Consider the following 16652-nt stretch of genomic DNA (forward strand, 5'->3'; position numbering starts at 1 on the left):
ACTATGACCATCAACAATAAGTTTCTTTGCCGTGCGTATGTGGGCAAGCATAAAACCAAAGTCAAAAGTCACCGCATCGTTTTCAATCACAACACGCCGGGGCGATGTGAGTTGTCGGTGGAAGGAAACCCAGAGCCCAACACGCTCATTGCAATTGATTTAGGATGGGGGGATGACATAACGCGCGTCTTTCTTGGTTACATCGAGCGCGTACAACCTTCTGAAAAAGGGTGGTCAACCGTGTTCTGCCGTGAGCTCGCAGCCATTCTTTATCAGCCGCTCAATATCATTTTGCGTCACCCAACACTGATGCAGCTGCTTAGCGAAGTCACCCATCAAACGGGACTGCAATTTGTGGTACCAGAGAAAGCCTACAGCCAAACGGCCATTCCTTGTTTCTACAGTGATGGCAATGGCTATCGCGTCATCGATGAGCTGGCTCAGGCATTTAGCATTGATGACTTGTTCTGGCAGCAGCAAGGCAATGGCCAGGTATACGTAGGCAGCTGGGCCGATTCATTCTGGGCCGAGAAGCCCGTCACGTTGCCAAATGCACTCATGACCAATCACACGGCCAACAAATCGGTAAAGGTGCCGGCTATCCCAAAGCTCAAGCCTGGGGTGTTGGTGAACGGCCTTCGATTAATGGGTGTCGAGTTTGAAGGTACGGAGGCGAAGCTCACATGGATGTAAACACCATCAAACGCATCATCTTTAGGTTGTTCCCAGAATTCACGGGGCGGTGGCATTTACCACGGTGGGGAAAAGTCGTGGCACTGCCAGAGCTACCGCAAGAAGGGGACTTATCCGACCGCTTCTATCCTCACTACGCGGTGGATGTGCAGCTACTCGATGAAAAGGGCATGGAGTATGAAGATAAACCACCACTGCAGGCGGTACCACTTCCGGTTCCTGGTCTCGGTGACCATGCGGGACGTCTAGAGCCGCCGGCTATCGGCAGTATTGTTGAACTCGGCTTTATGTTCGGTCAACCAGACAAGCCGTTTATTCGTTGCGTGCTGCCACTGGGGTTCAAGCTACCAGGCATTAAGGAAGGCGAAAGCCGATACCAACAGCGAAAAGGTGTGTATCAATTGGTTGACCAGGAAGGCAACTTTGAACGTAAGACAGACCAAGCCGATAAGATTGAATGCCTCACCCAACAAATCAAAGTGCTCGAAGATAGAATCGCAGAGATAGACGGTAACCACACTGAAACCGTCAAAGGCAATAGAGCCATCAAAGCTAAGAACATCACCGAAGACGCAGACACCATCAAATTCAATGGTGGAAAAGGCGTGTGTACCGGCGCGAGTATTTGCCCCTTCATGGGGAAACCGCATGTCGACGTATCAACTACCGTTTATGCAGGGAAATAGTAATGGCCATCAGTAAAGCATCACTGAAACAGAAATTAGAAACCGAGCTTAAAGCTCAGGGCTTCGTGCTCGATGGTGAGTTCGCCATGGCAGGCATGATGGCTGAAGCGATAGCCAACGCGGTAGTGGATGAAATCACACAGAACGCTCAAGTGGAAGTTACAGGCGGCAGCTCAGCTGGGAGCTATCAAGTGCAGTAGGGCTTGAGTAAACCAAAATGAGGCCTTAGCTTTTAAACTCATTTTTGCCCCACTCCGGCTTAGTGCTTTTAATCATTCACATCCTGTTAATGTGCTTTTGCCCTACTAAAAGTTATCCATTCTTCTAATGATATTCGTTGTGAATCCCCGTGTTGTATCACGGGGGTAAATTCGAAATAGCTATAAGCACCCACGCAACCGCGCTCTAGCTGCATGACAATGCTCTCTAAAGACATCTTAAATTGTTATCGACTAGCTAGGAATCTAATAAGCCAACAATAAGTATTTGTTGATAAATAAAAAATTCTAGTAGAATCAATCAAAATAATGCAAAACGCCCATAGCCGTGCATATGGAGCTATTGCACCATAGCTTTCGACTAAATGGAAAATCAATGAGTGATGATAAACAAGTAGCAAGCCTTCTGTCATTTTGCTTACCGTTATGCATAGGTCTATTTGCAGGCCTTATAATATTTAACCCTTCTGAAGGGTTCATTGTTTGGTGGGAATCTATAGACTGGCGTGAACAAGGAGTTGCAAATGTCGGAGCTTGGGTTGCTGGAATTGCGACATCGCTGGCTGCATTAGCAACCGCCGCAGCTGCTCACTCCTCTGCGAGAGCAGCCGATGCTGCTACCAAGTCAGCAAACCAGTGGAGAGTTCAAGCCTCTTATAACAAGTATATTGATACCGGAGTTAAAGCACGAATCAAATTGAGGTGGTTAGAAGCCCACCTCCAACACATGTGTAATCAGCGGTTTTCAATATTTTATGGACAAAGTTCATGTTCAAGTGTAAAGCTTGAGAGTCCATATAATGATGCTGAAGCCTTTTTAAGTTGTTTAAAGGAAAACTTCATTTATGGAAACCCAGACGAAAATAAACGTTTCAAAAAGTATAAGGAAACTTTCAAATATCAGTCTGATTGTATTAAAAAAATTTATCCCAAAGCTCTTGATGAGGTCGAAGAAACCTTTGAACTAAGTAAAAATCATGTCGGTATCTCTGACAAAGAAAAGGTAGTAATTCTCGAAGCCATTAATGAGTTTATTACTCAAATAGGTAATATGGGGGCCATGTATAATGCGATTATTGAACAAGATAAAGATGAAAGGACAAAAAAAATTCATATTAACAGCTGTCTCAATGTAATTGGCGCTAAGCAACATTATTACTATTCAACCTTATCAAACATACATCTAATTTCTGGCTATATCGATAACCTAGTACTTGACTCTAATCAAGATGCATGGGCAAAAAACCAGTCAGATCACATCAAAGAAGAGCAGCGAATATTGGCGTCCATTACTAAGGTTGACAATGACTTTATTGATAAATTGTCACAATCAATTGCCAGAAAGTTTGAAAATTGATTGTCAAAGGTAAAAAGCCGACCTTACCGAGTTCGGTTTTTCCTCTTTATATGGCAAAAGGATGGCTGAATACTCATCTATTTTATTTATAACGTTTCGTGTTTTAGTACTAATACAAAACCTATTGGGTTGCTGTTTAAACAGAAACAATTTCATGGAGCCAAAATGTTTTTCGAAAACGATAACAATTTAAAGATCCTTGGCGGATTTTTAAACCGTACTCAACACTATTCATCACCTATTGAAGAAGTGTTTCATAAAAGACTTGAACGCAGTAGAGAAGTTATAGGTTCTATATCAAGGAATGCTAAAGGTTGGGATGAACGTTGCGAGTTCAATATTGAACACATAGGCAATAATTTTTTAGACCGTTTGCGTGAATTTTCGACTGCCGATACTGACTTCGAAGTTATTAAAAGCTTCATTAATGACATTTACACAGATTCGTTTCGATTTTTGTGTGAATTTGACTTTTACATTGGAGAAAATTTACAGTTAAGTTTTGACCTTCGACAATTAAAATCATCAATAATTGATGATGCACTTGAAACAAATTCTTCCGTAAAGAGTCAGATCATTTATGCAGCATACACGATGCCAGCTGACATATTAAAAAGTCACCTGAACAATAAAGACTTGGTGTCTGCTACAAGATTTCAGGATAAATTAGATGAAGCAAAAATATTAAAAGAGCAATGGGATAGAGAGCTCGCGGAAAAGCAAGAAACAGTCGATATCTTGGATAAAAGACTTGAGAAGATTAAAATCAGCTTTAATTTTGTAGGATTGTATCAGGGCTTTTCAGATTTAGGAGACAAGAAAGAAAATGAGCTTGAGTGGTTATTCAGATCATTAATCGGTATGTCTTTCCTCATTTTGTTCCCTTTAGTTTATGAGTTTGTATCGATCTCAACTTCTAGTTCCTCAACAAACTTCCAATTCGTCGACTTAATTAAATTAATTCCATTAGTTTCCATTGAACTGATTCTCATTTATTTTTTCCGAATTATTTTGATGAACTACCGTTCTACCAAAGCACAAATAATGCAAATCGAGCTACGTCAAACGCTATGTCAGTTCATTCAAAGTTATTCGGAGTATGCGTCCGAGCTAAAATCTAAAGACCCCAATTCGTTAGATAAGTTTGAAAGTCTTATCTTTAGCGGAATACTATCTGATTCAGAAAAACTCCCAAGTACATTTGATGGAATTGATCAAATTGGGGCTCTATTAAAGAACTTGAAAGGCTCTTAAGATGATTAAGCCAAACCCACTCGCAATGGGTTTGGCTTATTTCTCCTTGATACGCTAAAGGAGGACTAACTAACTCGATTAAGGCTCATGTTTGTAGTCGCAATCACCTTATCAGGATAGATGTTGCTGTTACTATTCAAGACAGTACTTTATTAGATCGCTCGTGTAAAACCATACTTTTCTATGCCTATTTTTTGATATTCGCTATAGCTCTAGCAAGACCAAGTAAGTGTGTTGAGGTTTTAATCTCTAGTTCAGACTGAATACCCAAAAGTGCAATACCTGCCAATATTTGTTGTGGCTTAACTACTTGACCAGTAGGCAACTCCATTCGGTCGTATAACCTTTTGAACTGCTCCCAGTCTTCACTAATGCTTAGTTCCCGACCTTTAGCCATTCTCATAAGCCTTTTGCACTCTGGTGGTATTGGTTTTCCCTCGTTCCAACCTGTGACTGTTCTCACAGATTTAAAACACAGTTCAGCAACCTCTTCCTTGGTCATTTGACACTCTAATTCTCGAAAAATGTAATTCTTACTCATTTCGCGATACTTCACAGATCCCCCCCCTAAATACAAGAGGTTGCACCGAGTTAATAAGATATACACCATTGAACATAAGCAGACAAATTGCGCACTGTACGAAGGCGCACTAATTGATAAGTTTGCCTTATAAACAGTTATTCATGAATTGCTAGTGTATGGTTTTGCGAAGATGATTTATGTCCAGAAACGAGTTGTAGGTCATAGAAACACTGTTGCCAATATAATCGTGTATGCATATTATCTAATTACTTACTTTGAATATCATCATGACACCTATACTTTGCCCACTTTCTCCGCTCCTGATAGTGGGCTTTTTTCATCTTGCCATACCTGTAGTTATTCATGACTTGCTAATGTATGGTTTTGCGAAAATGATTTATGTCCAAAAGTGAGCTGTAGGTCATAGAAACACTGTAGCCAATATCAGTTTGTGTTCCTATTGTTAATTTGCTTACTTTGAACATCATCATGTCGCCCATATTTTGCCCACTCTGAAAGAGGGCATTTTTTCCATATCTGGCTATCTTAGAGCTTAAAAGTCGTCGCCATTTTGTCGCCATGAACTTTATATTTTTTAATTAAATTATTGTTTTATATGGTTAAATTTTTATTTTGTACATAATGGCTTCTTTGATTCAATCAGGCCTAGATCTAACACCAATTATCACTCACCACTTTAAGGTTGATGACTTCCAAAAAGGCTTTGACGCTATGCGTAGCGGGCTTTCAAGCAAGGTAATCCTAGATTGGGAATAGTCTAAATTAGGCTCTGATTTGCAAAAGGCGACAATGTGAATTGTCGCCTTTTTACGTCTAAAACTGTTAAGTTATGCTCAAGTGTGCTCGTTATAAATGCGAGGCAAAAGTGTGTTGTAGAACATGCGTTGTTTATCTATTTGGGAGATGCTCAGGAGTTGTTGTTTTAGCTTTTGACGATCCAACGGGTGCAAAAGCTGAAACTATTTCAGCAGTCAACTAAGAAGTCGTTTTGGCTGAAGGTATGGTTGAAAAAGAGGTTTGTCACGAAGGAATGGCCACATTCGGGTCTCTAACACTTTAATATAAAAAGCTAAGCTCGGCATTGATAGCCTTCAGTCGTTGATTAGGCAAACCAAATTGCCTGATTTGACTCTGTGTAATGTGTCTTCTAAAGTACTATTGTGAGATTGGGTTTCTTGTTATGTATCAACCATACTTACAATTGATTACATTACCATGCATTATTAGGTGAAGTTATGTGTGATAATTCTATCAATTATTTCTATGGTAGTGCTAAATTTTCATTCATATAGTTGATTGTTGATGTTAGCAGCTTCCAAATACGATTTTTGCCTCTTAAACACCGCCACTGATATTGGATTCACACTATGCAACTTATACATAACTATCAAACGAAACACTCCCTCTTAGCCTTGTTCGGTGTCGGTTTATTTGGCTGTGGTGGCGGAGGTGGTGGTAGTTCAACAACTGTTACCGCAATTGAAGAGCCACAAGCGCCATATTCACCAGAGCTAGCAGCAAACACAGCCATCTTAAATTTGAAAGACAACGGTAATGTTGATGTTGAAAGTGTTGAAAACACAGCGAGATTAGTATCGGTCTTTTACGATGAAGTTATTCAAGATATCTTCGATGGCCTTGACCTTTCAACAACCGCAAGTATAGACGAGCTAAAAAGTGCCATGTCTGGAAAGAACAACGAGTTGAAAAACGGATACAGAAAAACATATTTAATAAGTAATGATGTTGTCACTATCTCTTATGATGCGGGTAATGCTTTGAGCTTTCCTACAAAATATGTTTTTGAAGACCAATCTGATGCTAGAGGGGATACATATGAGAATCTTGGCTATGTTATAGAGTTAAGCGATAAAATGGTTTGTGATCTAAGGTTCAATTTTTCTGGAGCAGATGAATACATGTCCTGTTTTATGCCGGATAATTCCGAGATTGAAATGTCATACAAACATTCTGGGCAATCCACAGAGTATAAACTCAAAGTGGATAGAGTAGAGGAGAACTTTCCAAACACCTCAGTAAGCTACGATCCGAATACCAATCAAGTATTGCTGAACAACTCTAACTTTGGATTCTTGAATAATGATACGACAATTACGTGGACACCTTAGATAGTAAAAGACTTCAGCCTGCGTTACTAAGCACAGTCATGAGGTTGTGCTGAATTAGGTAACTCGTAACAATGTTACTAAAGGCCTGCTTGAGCTAATAGCTACCTTCCCCCTCGGTGGCTATTATGTTTTTCAGAATAGTATAGCCTAGGTGTAGAGCGGTTTGTTTTGCTGTTCCAGCACTATGTAAGTATTTAAGTTACAAAGCTATACAGAGGTAGTTGAGAGATTACAGTAAAATTATTCTGGTTCCCAGTTTACGATAGTTACTAGCAAGAGAAACCATCTGTTAACACCTTGCTTGCAAGATAGAACGAAAAGGCCCAGAATTACTTTTGTCTCGATGTGTGCGCACTACAATGAAGGTTTGCTATTCAAGAAGCCTGATATTAAAGAGTGCGAAACTCCCTAACTTCGGCTGTGCCTATATCTTTAGGGATTAATTAGATTACTCGACTAAATTAAATTGGCATTGGTATTTTGACCATAACTTTTTAGATAGCAAGATATGTGTTTATTTTTTAAAAACTAGATATGAAACCAGTATTGCCTGTTTTTTTAAAATTACCAAATATTCAATCACTTATAATATTAAATATTGGCGAAAAGGTTGACATTACATTTGCCAGATACTTTAGAGCTCTTTTATGAAAAAATTTACTTTTTTATTTTTTATCTTAATTTTACTTAATGGCTGTGTGACTCGGAAAATTCCTGTTATGCCAGAAGCCACATCAGTCACTTCTATCTCAGAAACAAGCGCGTCGTATCAGGGCTGTGAAACTATCGATGTTTATGTACTTGAAGATACTCATCCAAATAATGTTGTCCCTGTTTTGAAGAATGAAGCTTACCTAGCTGGAGCAAATCGTTACAGCATATCTGAAGTAGTAGAAACTAGAAGAGGAAGACCAAGTAGTGTTGTAGCTCAATTCTATTCATGTGAATCAGCGACTCGCTCCACTTCTGATACGACGATGAAGTTGTTGCCTGGGGCTCAAAGTGTCTCGCCGGTTGCTTTTTCTGAAGTAGAAAATACTAGCTGTAAGATTCTTACTACGAAGGCTTTTGAGGAAACTTCATCAGAGCAATTAGAAGTAGAAATTGCTAACGAAGCGTATATGTTAGGTGGAAACAGGTTTCATATAACAAAAATATTGGAAGTAGATAATGGATCTCCAACCTCTGTAGTTGCAGATATTTATCGTTGTAAGCACAGAACTTTAAATGACTAATACTGATTTAGATTGCTAATAAAACACTTTACTTTTTTTGTTGCTAAAGTTTATATTTATCTGAAAATTATTTGGTCTAGTAAGATATAAAAGATAGAGGCTGAACGGTCGTCGTTTGGCCTTTTTATTAAAACCAACAAGTTACCCACAAAGCAATTAAAGACACAGCTGAGAGCGTAGCAACCCGCTTGCTAAACATAGGCTTGTTCCAACCAAGGCGAGCGACATCTTGCTCTGTCAGTTCTAGGTTGATTTGTTCACAATATCTATCGAGTTCGCTCATCGTCATCACCTCGTTAATCACTTTGATAAGCAATATAACTGGATAGATGTGTTCGTATAAATCAATGATTTTATGACAGGTGTTTAGCCAGACTGAACGATGGATTGTTTTAGTATCAATAGGATGGAATTAGGTCTAAATCTTCCTACAGAAAAGCTAATGAAAACAAAACCAAAAGCGGTTTGAAACTAAGAATAAACTTAAAACACACGATTCATTTTGAAGTGAGATACGACTTATTCTGTATGATAGATTTCAAGCACTTAATTTAATTATTGGTGTATACAATGGTACGAGTAGACGTCAGAAAGCTATCTAACACACTGATCAGTGCAGGCGTTCCAGAGAAGAGAGCGGTGTTGCTTGCCAAAGCATTTAAAGATTCAATTAATGAAATCGACCCGGTATCTCAGTCGTATGTGAACAAAAAGATTGAGAAGTCCAAAAATGAAACTCTTCAGTATCTGCTGGCATTCTTGGGGCTACAGATGATCTTAATTCCTTGTTTTCACTACATCATGACTAGTCTGTAGACATAAAAAAGCCCGATATTGGCGTACCAATATCGGGCTTTGATGTTTAATGGATAGCTTGAGTTAAGGTGAGCTCACTTAACCCGCAGCAGCCTGCATGATTAGGCCACAGATGTAAGCGCCGTATGTACCTAATGCGTAACCTAGTACCGCCATCAAGATACCTACTGGAGCTAATGCTGGGTGGAATGCTGCTGCAACGACTGGAGCTGATGCCGCGCCACCAACGTTAGCTTGGCTACCTACTGCCATGAAGAACAGCGGTGCACGAATGATTTTCGCCATCGCAATCATTAGCAGGGCATGGATAGTTAGCCATGTGATACCAATGAAGAAGTAACCTGGGTTGTCAAAGATTGCTGTAACGTCCATTTGCATACCGATGGTAGCAACTAAGATATAGATGAACGCTGAACCAATTTTCGATGCGCCACTGTGCTCTAGGCTACGTGTCGGTTTGAAGCACGAAGCGATCAAGGCGAACGTTGTAACCATAACGATTAGCCAGAAGAAGCCAGATGTTAGACTGTATTTTGCTAGTTCTGGAGCATTCGTTGAGATCCATGGTGCGATTATGTCACTGAAGAAGTGAGCAAGGCCTGTTAGACCAAAGGCAACCCCAGCGATCTTCATGAGATCGGTTGTTGTTGTCGGGCGAGCGTTTTCTTCTTGGTATTTCGATACCGTTTCTTTCAGTTCTTCGATTGAAGAAGTGTCTGCTTTTAGCCATGCGTCAATTTTCTTCTGACGGCCAGCCATAATTAGTAGCACTGCCATCCAGATGTTTGCACAGATAACGTCAACCGTAATCATTGCTGAGAACAGGTTATCATTTACCTCGAACACTTCTTTCATCGCAGCTTGGTTTGCACCGCCACCAATCCAAGAACCTGCTACTGTCGTTAGGCCGCGCCACACGTCACCAGAGACAAGGTCAGGGTTTACTTGGTCGATGATCAGAATCGCCAGAGGACCACCAATGATAATACCTGCAGTACCAGTCAGGAACATGATGACGGCTTTTGAGCCAAGACCAAAGATCTTACGAAGATCCGCTGAAATGATCAGTAGTACCAGTGCCGCTGGTAGTAGGTAGCGGCTTGCTACGAAGTATAGTTTTGAGTTTGACGCATCGATGATACCAAAGCTGTTCAACAATGAAGGAACAAAGTAGCAGAGCAATAGGCCTGGGATGAATGAATAGAATTTTTTCAGTGCGCTGTTTTGGCTACTTTCCGTGATAAATACACCGCCAAGAATAACAGCTAACATGCCCATAATTACGGCATCATTAGTGATCATTATTATATCTCCTTTAAGGTGAGCGCATAGGTCTCACTTTTTTGATGGCAGGACTATACCGACAACTTCAATTCGTTACAAATTGTAATGATAGACACTCTTTGAAACATTTATGTTAATTAGAGTGGCTTTGATTTGTGAATCAGACGCTTCAGGTATTGATTGTGCGAATGTTTGACTGTTGGTTAGTAAGGTCGGTTTTAATATATGCAATAGTGTTCAACGCCCTGAAACTGGTTATTGGAATTTTAGCTGAGTTCAGTATAGTTAAAGGAAGTGCATATAAAACCATATTTTGGCTGAGGTTTATGCGTGCCGGGTATGTTTCAAAAATGTAAAAAGTGAATTCGTTTTTGAAGAGTGGGATGAGATTAAAAATTATAACCCGATCACATTAATAGCGATTATTATCCGCTTAGGTATCAATAAATGGCACTTGTTTGCGGTATTTAGGGGCCATAGATAAAGAAAAAGCGGCTAAATAGCCGCTTTTAATTGGGATTGAGAATCGAAGTTTATGATTCCTCTTCCTCAAAACCGTCTGCATAACCTTTTGGAGGCGGTGTCCAACCACGCTCTGAGCGAGAATGCTTATCGGATCGGTCTTTCTTCATGTCTTCTTTCATCGCTTCTTCAAGGTGAATAAATATCTGTCGATAGTTGTTGTCGTATCTTGGGTTGTCTTCCGCTTCTGACCAAGCTTTGAATAGCTTTTCAGACTTACGGCTTTCAACACGTTGATAGGTCGATTTCTGCTGTTCTACGAAGAATGGGTGGTGACCCAACGAGCGTAGGGCTTGTGCGCCCATTTCTAGTGCTGAGTGGTAGGTTTCTGATTCCACGAAGTCAGCACCAGCTTCTCTCAAGCGGTAACTATGACCACGGTCGAACGCACGAGCTAAGATTTTTACTTTAGGGTAGGTGTGCTTAACGTACTTGACCAGCTCCACGCTAGAGTCTTGATTATCGATGGCCACAACAAGCATTGCTGCTTCTTCGATTCCCGCTGTGAGTAATAGGTCGTGACGAGTCGCATCACCAAAGTAAGACTTAATATTAATAGAGCGCAGTACATCGACTTGGTTAGCCTGATGGTCCAGAACCACCGTTTTGACATCATTAGATACCAATAAGCGGTTAACGATCTGACCGAATCGACCGATACCCGCAATGATTACTGTACCTTTCTCTTCGATGGTATCTTCTTCTCGGTCATTCGATTTTTGCTCGTAACGAGGCAGAATCACTTTATCAAAGAGAATAAACAAGCCCGGAGTTAGGAACATTGAAAGAGCAACCACTAGCGAGAGCGTTTGAACAATGTCAGCGGGCAATACGTGGTTTTGCGCCGAGAAGCTTAATAGTACGAATCCAAACTCACCGGCTTGCGCTAAGCTCAGCGTAAATAGCCAACGATCGCTGTTCTTGATTTTGAAAATCAATGCCAATGTAAAAAGCACTGCTGCTTTTAGTAACATGATACCCAGAGTTAGCCCGATGATTAGGATGAAATCATTGAATAGAACATCGAAGTTGATTCCCGCACCTACCGTAATAAAAAACAGTCCAAGAAGCAGTCCTTTGAACGGGTCGATGTTCGATTCCAGTTCGTGTCTGAATTCACTGTTCGCCAGTACCACACCCGCAAGGAAAGTACCGAGTGCAGGCGATAAGCCGACAAGGCTCATCAGCGCAGCAATACCGATGACGAGCATCAGTGCCGTCGCCGTGAAGATTTCACGTAAACCAGAGCTTGCGACAAAGCGGAAAAGTGGGCGGCTTAAGAAGTGCCCGCCAACAACCACAATCGCGATAGATGCCGTAATCACAAGTCCATAAGCCCAACCAGGCAGATCTGCAACGAGACTTAACTCTTCATGGTGGTCAGAAGCTGAAGTGACCGCGCTTTGTGCTGCTTCGATTAATTCTGGTAACGCCAACAGAGGAATGAATGCCAGCATCGGAATAACGGCAATATCTTGGAATAAAAGAACCGAGAAAGCATTCTTACCGCCATCGGTCTTTGATAGCCCTTTTTCATTGAACGTTTGGAGAACAATTGCTGTTGATGATAGTGCAAAGATCAAACCGATAGTGAGGGCGATAGTCCAAGGCTGGCCAAAGGCTAGAGCAATGCCCATTACAATGGCTGCGGTGCCTCCCACTTGCAGACCACCAAGGCCCATCAAGCGATTTCGCATTGCCCATAGCATCTTAGGCTCAAGTTCAAGGCCAACTAAGAACAGCATCATCACCACCCCGAATTCGGCAAAGTGCTGAATGGTGGTTGTCTCTTCGCCCACAAGGCCAATGATAGGGCCGATGACAACACCGGCAATCAAGTAACCGAGTACTGAACCTAATCCCAACCTTTTAGCAACCGGCACTGCGATAACAGCAGCGACTAAGTAAATAAATGCCTGTAGAAAATATCCCGTCATTACTTAACCTCTGCTTTCAATTCTTCAACGTAGTGGTTGAGCTTTTCTGCCTTACCTGCTTTTTTTACGTTCACTTTGCCAGTAACTAACGCCTCTAATAGAAACTTATAGTTGTCGACATGCTCTTGAATGCGGTTTTCTTCTAAAGCGGTACGTGAACCAAATAGCGCGAAGGGGGCGAGATAGTCCATGCCACATAACGAAGCCGTTTGCTCAATAGGATGAAGCAATTCTCTGATGGTGAAATGGTTGTAGCCATCGCACTGGTAGGCGTCTTGTTTACCGCCAGCAGTGATGCTGCAAAGTAATTTCTTACCTTCTAACTCGTTGCCATCCGTGCCGTAGGCAAAACCATACTCAAGAACAAGGTCTTGCCACTCTTTTAGAATTGCCGGAGTTGAATACCAGTAAAGTGGGAATTGAAAAATGATGATGTCATGGTCCAACAGGCGTTTCTGTTCACGATCGATGTTAATTTTGAAAGTTGGGTATTCAGCGTAGAGATCAACACAGGTTACGCCATCAATACGCTTGGCTTGTTCGAATAAGGGTTTGTTTGCTTCAGAGCGATGCTGAGAAGGGTGGGCGAATAGCACCAAGACTCGATTTTTCGACATAAAGCCCTCTTTGTCCGTTAACGAATAATGCTTATTGGAATTATAGATATACAATAATAGAAGAATGATTGAAGAACAACGAACTAGCCCATACTTATCTATTTAGATACATAGGTTTATCGAGTGCTTAATTATATAAAACACGCTCTGATTTAGGTGTTTTTCTTACCTTCACCCTACGACTAAGTAAAACTAATTATTCGTGAATAATAAAAGCGAATAAGCGCATTTTATGTCAACGTTAGTAGCGAAAGTAAATAATTCAATCTCTCTACATAGAACAACAATGAATAAAGGAAAAAGTATGAGCATGGACTTGCGTCAACAATGTAATTTGTTTCTTTCAGGTCACTTAGATCCGACTCCGGCACAAACATTTGTTCAGATGGCTGAATGGTGTGAACAGCACAACATACATCATGATACTTACGGTGATGGAGAGTTCATCGAAGGCTTTGAAGCCAAAGTCGCAGAGTTGCTTGGTTATGAAGCGGCTGTGTTTGTGATCACTGGCACCATGAATCAACCAACAGCATTAGAAATAGCCTGCCAGGAGAAAAGAAACCCGTTGGTTGCGATGCACGAATCGAGTCATATTTTGCGTCATGAGCGCCAAGGGTATCAGCTCCAGAACCGCTTTAATGTGTTGCCAGTGGGCAATGTGTTTCGCACTTGGAATGTCGACGATTTGAAAGCGTGGCCAGATGAAATTGCAGCAGCGCTTTACGAGTTACCGATGCGAGAAATTGGTGGTCAGCTGCCAGAATGGGAAGAACTCGAAGCGATTAAGCAGTATTGCAACGAGCAATCCATTCATCTGCATATGGATGGTGCACGCTTGTGGGAGTGTGGTGCATATTACCAAAAACCTTACAGTGAAATCGCAAAGGGGTTTGATAGCGCTTATGTCTCACTATACAAGGGGCTAAACGGACTTGGTGGCTCACTGTTGTTAGGGGATAAGGCGTTTGTTGCCAAGGCATCTGCATGGATGAAACGACAAGGCGGTAATGTCTATCATCGTACACCTTATGTTGTATCGGCAGCTATGCAGTTCGATCAACGACTAGCGCAGATGCCTGCTTTGTATGAACGTACGAAACAAATTTACCAAATCTTATTAGATTACCCTCAATTCAAAGTGAACCCGCAAAAACCGCAAGCGAACATGCTTCATCTTTATTTACCGGTGAGTTACGAAGACGGGGTTGCTTTAAGAGACAATATCGCAAGTAAGCATAAGGTATGGATAGGAAACCCAGCGATCTGTGAGTTACCGAATCAATGCAAGATTGAGTGGTATGTGGGGGATAACCTATTAAATTTACCGGACCACGATCTGATCGATATCTTGGAGCTCATTAGCGAAGCATTGATTTGATATACCGAATAGCTAACTGAATGTGGTGAGGAGTGCTCATTAGAATGAATACAGGCGTACTTGCTTGTATTCATTCAAACAGAGATAGCGGTAGGGTGTTACATATATTGGTTGATGTACACGTCGACTAGGAACATGAATACTGGAACGGTGCTAAGAACTCCGAAAAAGACGATAGGCACCCAGTTTTTCATTTTCTTTTTAGGTTGCTCTGTACTGTTCATAAGTTCGGCCTTAAATTCGTTGTTGAGTCTGCGCTTGAGTAAGAACTGAATGGTATCAAATAAATTCAAGGAGCCCTATGTGGATTTAGTATTTCGTGGCGTGCATCAAACACAGAAAATCTCGTTAATTCATAAACGGTTCATAAAGGCTCAACAATAATGAACCTATTCAAACAAGTACTGCCTTATTTGGCATAGTAATTAAACAGCATTCAGAGAGTTGGAGAATACAGAATGAAAACAATAGGTAACATCATTTGGTTTCTGTTCGGTGGCGTATTTATGGGATTGGCGTGGTGGTTCTTTGGGCTGCTTGCATTCCTTACCATCGTTGGTATTCCGTGGGGTAGAGCGTGTTTTGTTATGGGGAACTTCTCGTTCTTTCCATTTGGCCAAGAAGCCATTTCTCGTGATGAACTGACTAATGAAATGGATATCGGGACAAGCCCATTAGGTATGATAGGTAACATCATATGGTTCTTGTTTGCAGGTATTTGGCTTGCAATTGGTCATATCATGTCAGCGGTGGCGTGTTTCATTACCATCATCGGTATTCCATTTGCGATTCAGCACCTTAAGCTAGCCGTTATCTCACTGGCACCAATCGGTAAAACAGTGGTAGATAAACGCGAAGCAGAAGCGGCACGAGTAAGAAATTACAAAGGTTAAGAATTTGGTTTAACCTTTATCTGAAACCAAAAAGCACATCATTTGATGTGCTTTTTTTGGTTCTTGGTTTGTCTTCTCAAGCTTATCTAACCGCTATACGTTGTTGAATAAGACTTCGATTCGAAGCGTGATATTGGCCTCTTTTGTATGTTTTTCGTATGGCTCGCGTTCCCATTGGTAGTGTGGGATGATTTCGTAAAATAGCCACTCTTTCCATACATTCTCTCGATAGGTGACCGACACTTGCGAGTATTCGTAGTGGTTATATGGCTCGCTAGTCGCGGTTATCGTGGCGCTGTATTGCAGAGCTTGGTCTTGAGAAAGGTAATGGTACAAGGTGATTCCCGTACCATACTCCCAGCCTTTGAGGTCATCGTTATAGCCAGCAAAGTTAGACCAACGCGCTAAGAAATCGTCACTTAATGAAAGGTCAAAGTCGATATCAGTGATCTCTCCCGTCTCTCTTTTCTCTTGATACACTCGTTGAGTCAGCCGGAATACTGCATCTGTGGTGAGTGGGTAGGTAAAACGATAGCGAGCCTCTATCCTCGGGCGCAATGTCGCTTTGATATTGAAACTACTGTAACCCTTAGCATAGGCGTCATAACGAAGGCCCAGTGCATTCTCTAATTCTTCAGAGTCTTGTGGGAAGAAGTCTAAGAACTCTTCATCACCAACCGACTCGTAGATTAGCTTAAGCCTTTTGCTGACAAAGGGTAAATGTAAGCGTGCGTTTAGTTTGGTGGAATAATCAACGTCACCGCCCTCTGCATAGATGAAATCATTGTACCAACGTACAGAGGTTCCGGCTCTGGCGTCTTCGGTAATACGATCATCAACGAAGAAGTTATCGAACCATAGGGCTGGTTGACAAAATTTGCTATTTAGGTAGTGATAGGCTTTTTCGACACGCGTGTCTTCTAACGGCTGACTGTGACAATCATCCGTTTCCTCTGCAAGAGCAGAGTGGGTAGCGAGTGATGCCAATAATGAAGTGCTAACTATCCAACGACTCAATGGAACCTGTTTGTCATTCTATGTATCAATAGTTTGACTATAACTAAGCAGTTACAACAATGCGACTTT

The 16652-nt window shown here is 41.4% G+C and carries 17 protein-coding genes and 1 pseudogene; 11 read left to right on the forward strand and 7 right to left on the reverse strand.

What is annotated here, in order from left to right; all coding sequences use genetic code 11:
• The first annotated feature begins 3 nt into the window (after nt 1–3).
• From BTO10_RS01050 to BTO10_RS01070, 5 genes are all read left to right on the forward strand, one after another.
• Nucleotides 4–693, forward strand: coding sequence for a hypothetical protein (locus BTO10_RS01050; RefSeq protein WP_105023249.1), 690 nt, complete (start codon nt 4–6; stop codon nt 691–693).
• Nucleotides 684–1379 carry a hypothetical protein gene (locus tag BTO10_RS01055; protein WP_105023250.1) on the forward strand — a complete coding sequence of 232 codons (696 nt, stop codon included), beginning with the start codon at nt 684–686 and terminating at the stop codon, nt 1377–1379. Before BTO10_RS01050 ends, BTO10_RS01055 begins: the two co-directional genes overlap by 10 nt.
• Nucleotides 1380–1381: 2 nt before the next feature.
• Nucleotides 1382–1579 carry a hypothetical protein gene (locus tag BTO10_RS01060; RefSeq protein WP_105023251.1) on the forward strand — a complete coding sequence of 66 codons (198 nt, stop codon included), beginning with the start codon at nt 1382–1384 and terminating at the stop codon, nt 1577–1579.
• A 394-nt stretch (nt 1580–1973) separates the two neighbouring features.
• The gene (locus BTO10_RS01065) at nt 1974–2954 is read left to right on the forward strand and encodes a hypothetical protein (protein ID WP_105023252.1); all 981 of its coding nucleotides are present in this window, start codon (nt 1974–1976) and stop codon (nt 2952–2954) included.
• Nucleotides 2955–3119: 165 nt separating this feature from the next.
• Entirely contained in the window at nt 3120–4208 is a 1089-nt protein-coding gene (locus tag BTO10_RS01070) for a hypothetical protein (RefSeq protein WP_105023253.1), read from the forward strand.
• A 187-nt stretch (nt 4209–4395) separates the two neighbouring features.
• Here BTO10_RS01070 and BTO10_RS01075 read toward each other — a convergent pair whose 3' ends face one another.
• Nucleotides 4396–4764: a phage protein gene (locus BTO10_RS01075; RefSeq protein WP_105023254.1), complete on the reverse strand. Its 369-nt coding sequence runs from the start codon at nt 4762–4764 to the stop codon at nt 4396–4398.
• Between the two features lie 603 nt (nt 4765–5367).
• Here BTO10_RS01075 and BTO10_RS01080 point away from each other — a divergent pair.
• The 3 genes and pseudogenes from BTO10_RS01080 to BTO10_RS01095 form a co-directional block, all read left to right on the forward strand.
• Nucleotides 5368–5508: pseudogene (locus BTO10_RS01080) on the forward strand (L-threonine 3-dehydrogenase); the annotation flags it as partial.
• A 611-nt stretch (nt 5509–6119) separates the two neighbouring features.
• Nucleotides 6120–6881 (forward strand): hypothetical protein, encoded by a 762-nt coding sequence (locus tag BTO10_RS01090; RefSeq protein ID WP_105023256.1) that lies wholly within the window; start codon nt 6120–6122, stop codon nt 6879–6881.
• Between the two features lie 647 nt (nt 6882–7528).
• Nucleotides 7529–8116, forward strand: a complete 588-nt coding sequence (locus tag BTO10_RS01095; protein ID WP_032554263.1) for a DUF1471 domain-containing protein — start codon at nt 7529–7531, stop codon at nt 8114–8116.
• Nucleotides 8117–8243: 127 nt separating this feature from the next.
• Here BTO10_RS01095 and BTO10_RS23380 read toward each other — a convergent pair whose 3' ends face one another.
• A complete protein-coding gene (locus tag BTO10_RS23380; RefSeq protein ID WP_181143944.1) occupies nt 8244–8399 on the reverse strand; it encodes a hypothetical protein in 156 nt (51 codons plus the stop codon).
• Between the two features lie 287 nt (nt 8400–8686).
• On the opposite strand from BTO10_RS23380, the gene BTO10_RS01100 reads away from it, so the two are divergent.
• A complete protein-coding gene (locus BTO10_RS01100; RefSeq protein WP_105023257.1) occupies nt 8687–8932 on the forward strand; it encodes a hypothetical protein in 246 nt (81 codons plus the stop codon).
• 78 nt (nt 8933–9010) lie between these two features.
• Here the strand turns inward: BTO10_RS01100 and BTO10_RS01105 are convergent, their stop codons facing one another.
• The 3 genes from BTO10_RS01105 to BTO10_RS01115 all read right to left on the reverse strand — a co-directional run bounded on the left by BTO10_RS01105 (nt 9011) and on the right by BTO10_RS01115 (nt 13292).
• Nucleotides 9011–10234 (reverse strand): DUF819 family protein, encoded by a 1224-nt coding sequence (locus BTO10_RS01105; RefSeq protein WP_105023258.1) that lies wholly within the window; start codon nt 10232–10234, stop codon nt 9011–9013.
• A gap of 515 nt (nt 10235–10749) precedes the next feature.
• Nucleotides 10750–12675, reverse strand: a complete 1926-nt coding sequence (locus BTO10_RS01110; protein ID WP_105023259.1) for a monovalent cation:proton antiporter-2 (CPA2) family protein — start codon at nt 12673–12675, stop codon at nt 10750–10752.
• Nucleotides 12675–13292 carry an NAD(P)H-dependent oxidoreductase gene (locus BTO10_RS01115; protein WP_004740306.1) on the reverse strand — a complete coding sequence of 206 codons (618 nt, stop codon included), beginning with the start codon at nt 13290–13292 and terminating at the stop codon, nt 12675–12677. Before BTO10_RS01115 ends, BTO10_RS01110 begins: the two co-directional genes overlap by 1 nt.
• A 304-nt stretch (nt 13293–13596) precedes the next feature.
• On the opposite strand from BTO10_RS01115, the gene BTO10_RS01120 reads away from it, so the two are divergent.
• On the forward strand, nt 13597–14673 hold the full coding sequence (locus BTO10_RS01120) for a threonine aldolase family protein (RefSeq protein ID WP_105023260.1): 1077 nt from the start codon (nt 13597–13599) through the stop codon (nt 14671–14673).
• 98 nt (nt 14674–14771) lie between these two features.
• On the opposite strand, the gene BTO10_RS23625 is transcribed toward BTO10_RS01120, so the two are convergent.
• Nucleotides 14772–14897 carry a hypothetical protein gene (locus BTO10_RS23625; RefSeq protein ID WP_258096940.1) on the reverse strand — a complete coding sequence of 42 codons (126 nt, stop codon included), beginning with the start codon at nt 14895–14897 and terminating at the stop codon, nt 14772–14774.
• A 234-nt stretch (nt 14898–15131) separates the two neighbouring features.
• On the opposite strand from BTO10_RS23625, the gene BTO10_RS01130 reads away from it, so the two are divergent.
• Nucleotides 15132–15566 (forward strand): YccF domain-containing protein, encoded by a 435-nt coding sequence (locus tag BTO10_RS01130; RefSeq protein WP_004740303.1) that lies wholly within the window; start codon nt 15132–15134, stop codon nt 15564–15566.
• A gap of 93 nt (nt 15567–15659) precedes the next feature.
• On the opposite strand, the gene BTO10_RS01135 is transcribed toward BTO10_RS01130, so the two are convergent.
• Nucleotides 15660–16583 carry a hypothetical protein gene (locus BTO10_RS01135; protein WP_105023262.1) on the reverse strand — a complete coding sequence of 308 codons (924 nt, stop codon included), beginning with the start codon at nt 16581–16583 and terminating at the stop codon, nt 15660–15662.
• Nucleotides 16584–16652 lie beyond the last annotated feature (69 nt).

The sequence above is a fragment of the Vibrio chagasii genome, assembly GCF_002954585.1.
Classification (GTDB): Bacteria; Pseudomonadota; Gammaproteobacteria; order Enterobacterales; family Vibrionaceae; genus Vibrio; species Vibrio chagasii_A.

Coding starts and splice junctions, on each gene's coding strand:
- BTO10_RS01060 (WP_105023251.1), top strand. CDS start 1,382: ATGGCCATCAGTAAAGCATCACTGAAACAGAAATTAGAAACCGAGCTT.
- BTO10_RS01095 (WP_032554263.1), top strand. CDS start 7,529: ATGAAAAAATTTACTTTTTTATTTTTTATCTTAATTTTACTTAATGGC.
- BTO10_RS23625 (WP_258096940.1), bottom strand. CDS start 14,897: ATGAACAGTACAGAGCAACCTAAAAAGAAAATGAAAAACTGGGTGCCT.
- BTO10_RS01115 (WP_004740306.1), bottom strand. CDS start 13,292: ATGTCGAAAAATCGAGTCTTGGTGCTATTCGCCCACCCTTCTCAGCAT.
- BTO10_RS01090 (WP_105023256.1), top strand. CDS start 6,120: ATGCAACTTATACATAACTATCAAACGAAACACTCCCTCTTAGCCTTG.
- BTO10_RS01050 (WP_105023249.1), top strand. CDS start 4: ATGACCATCAACAATAAGTTTCTTTGCCGTGCGTATGTGGGCAAGCAT.
- BTO10_RS23380 (WP_181143944.1), bottom strand. CDS start 8,399: ATGAGCGAACTCGATAGATATTGTGAACAAATCAACCTAGAACTGACA.
- BTO10_RS01070 (WP_105023253.1), top strand. CDS start 3,120: ATGTTTTTCGAAAACGATAACAATTTAAAGATCCTTGGCGGATTTTTA.
- BTO10_RS01130 (WP_004740303.1), top strand. CDS start 15,132: ATGAAAACAATAGGTAACATCATTTGGTTTCTGTTCGGTGGCGTATTT.
- BTO10_RS01105 (WP_105023258.1), bottom strand. CDS start 10,234: ATGATCACTAATGATGCCGTAATTATGGGCATGTTAGCTGTTATTCTT.
- BTO10_RS01100 (WP_105023257.1), top strand. CDS start 8,687: ATGGTACGAGTAGACGTCAGAAAGCTATCTAACACACTGATCAGTGCA.
- BTO10_RS01110 (WP_105023259.1), bottom strand. CDS start 12,675: ATGACGGGATATTTTCTACAGGCATTTATTTACTTAGTCGCTGCTGTT.
- BTO10_RS01120 (WP_105023260.1), top strand. CDS start 13,597: ATGAGCATGGACTTGCGTCAACAATGTAATTTGTTTCTTTCAGGTCAC.
- BTO10_RS01055 (WP_105023250.1), top strand. CDS start 684: ATGGATGTAAACACCATCAAACGCATCATCTTTAGGTTGTTCCCAGAA.
- BTO10_RS01065 (WP_105023252.1), top strand. CDS start 1,974: ATGAGTGATGATAAACAAGTAGCAAGCCTTCTGTCATTTTGCTTACCG.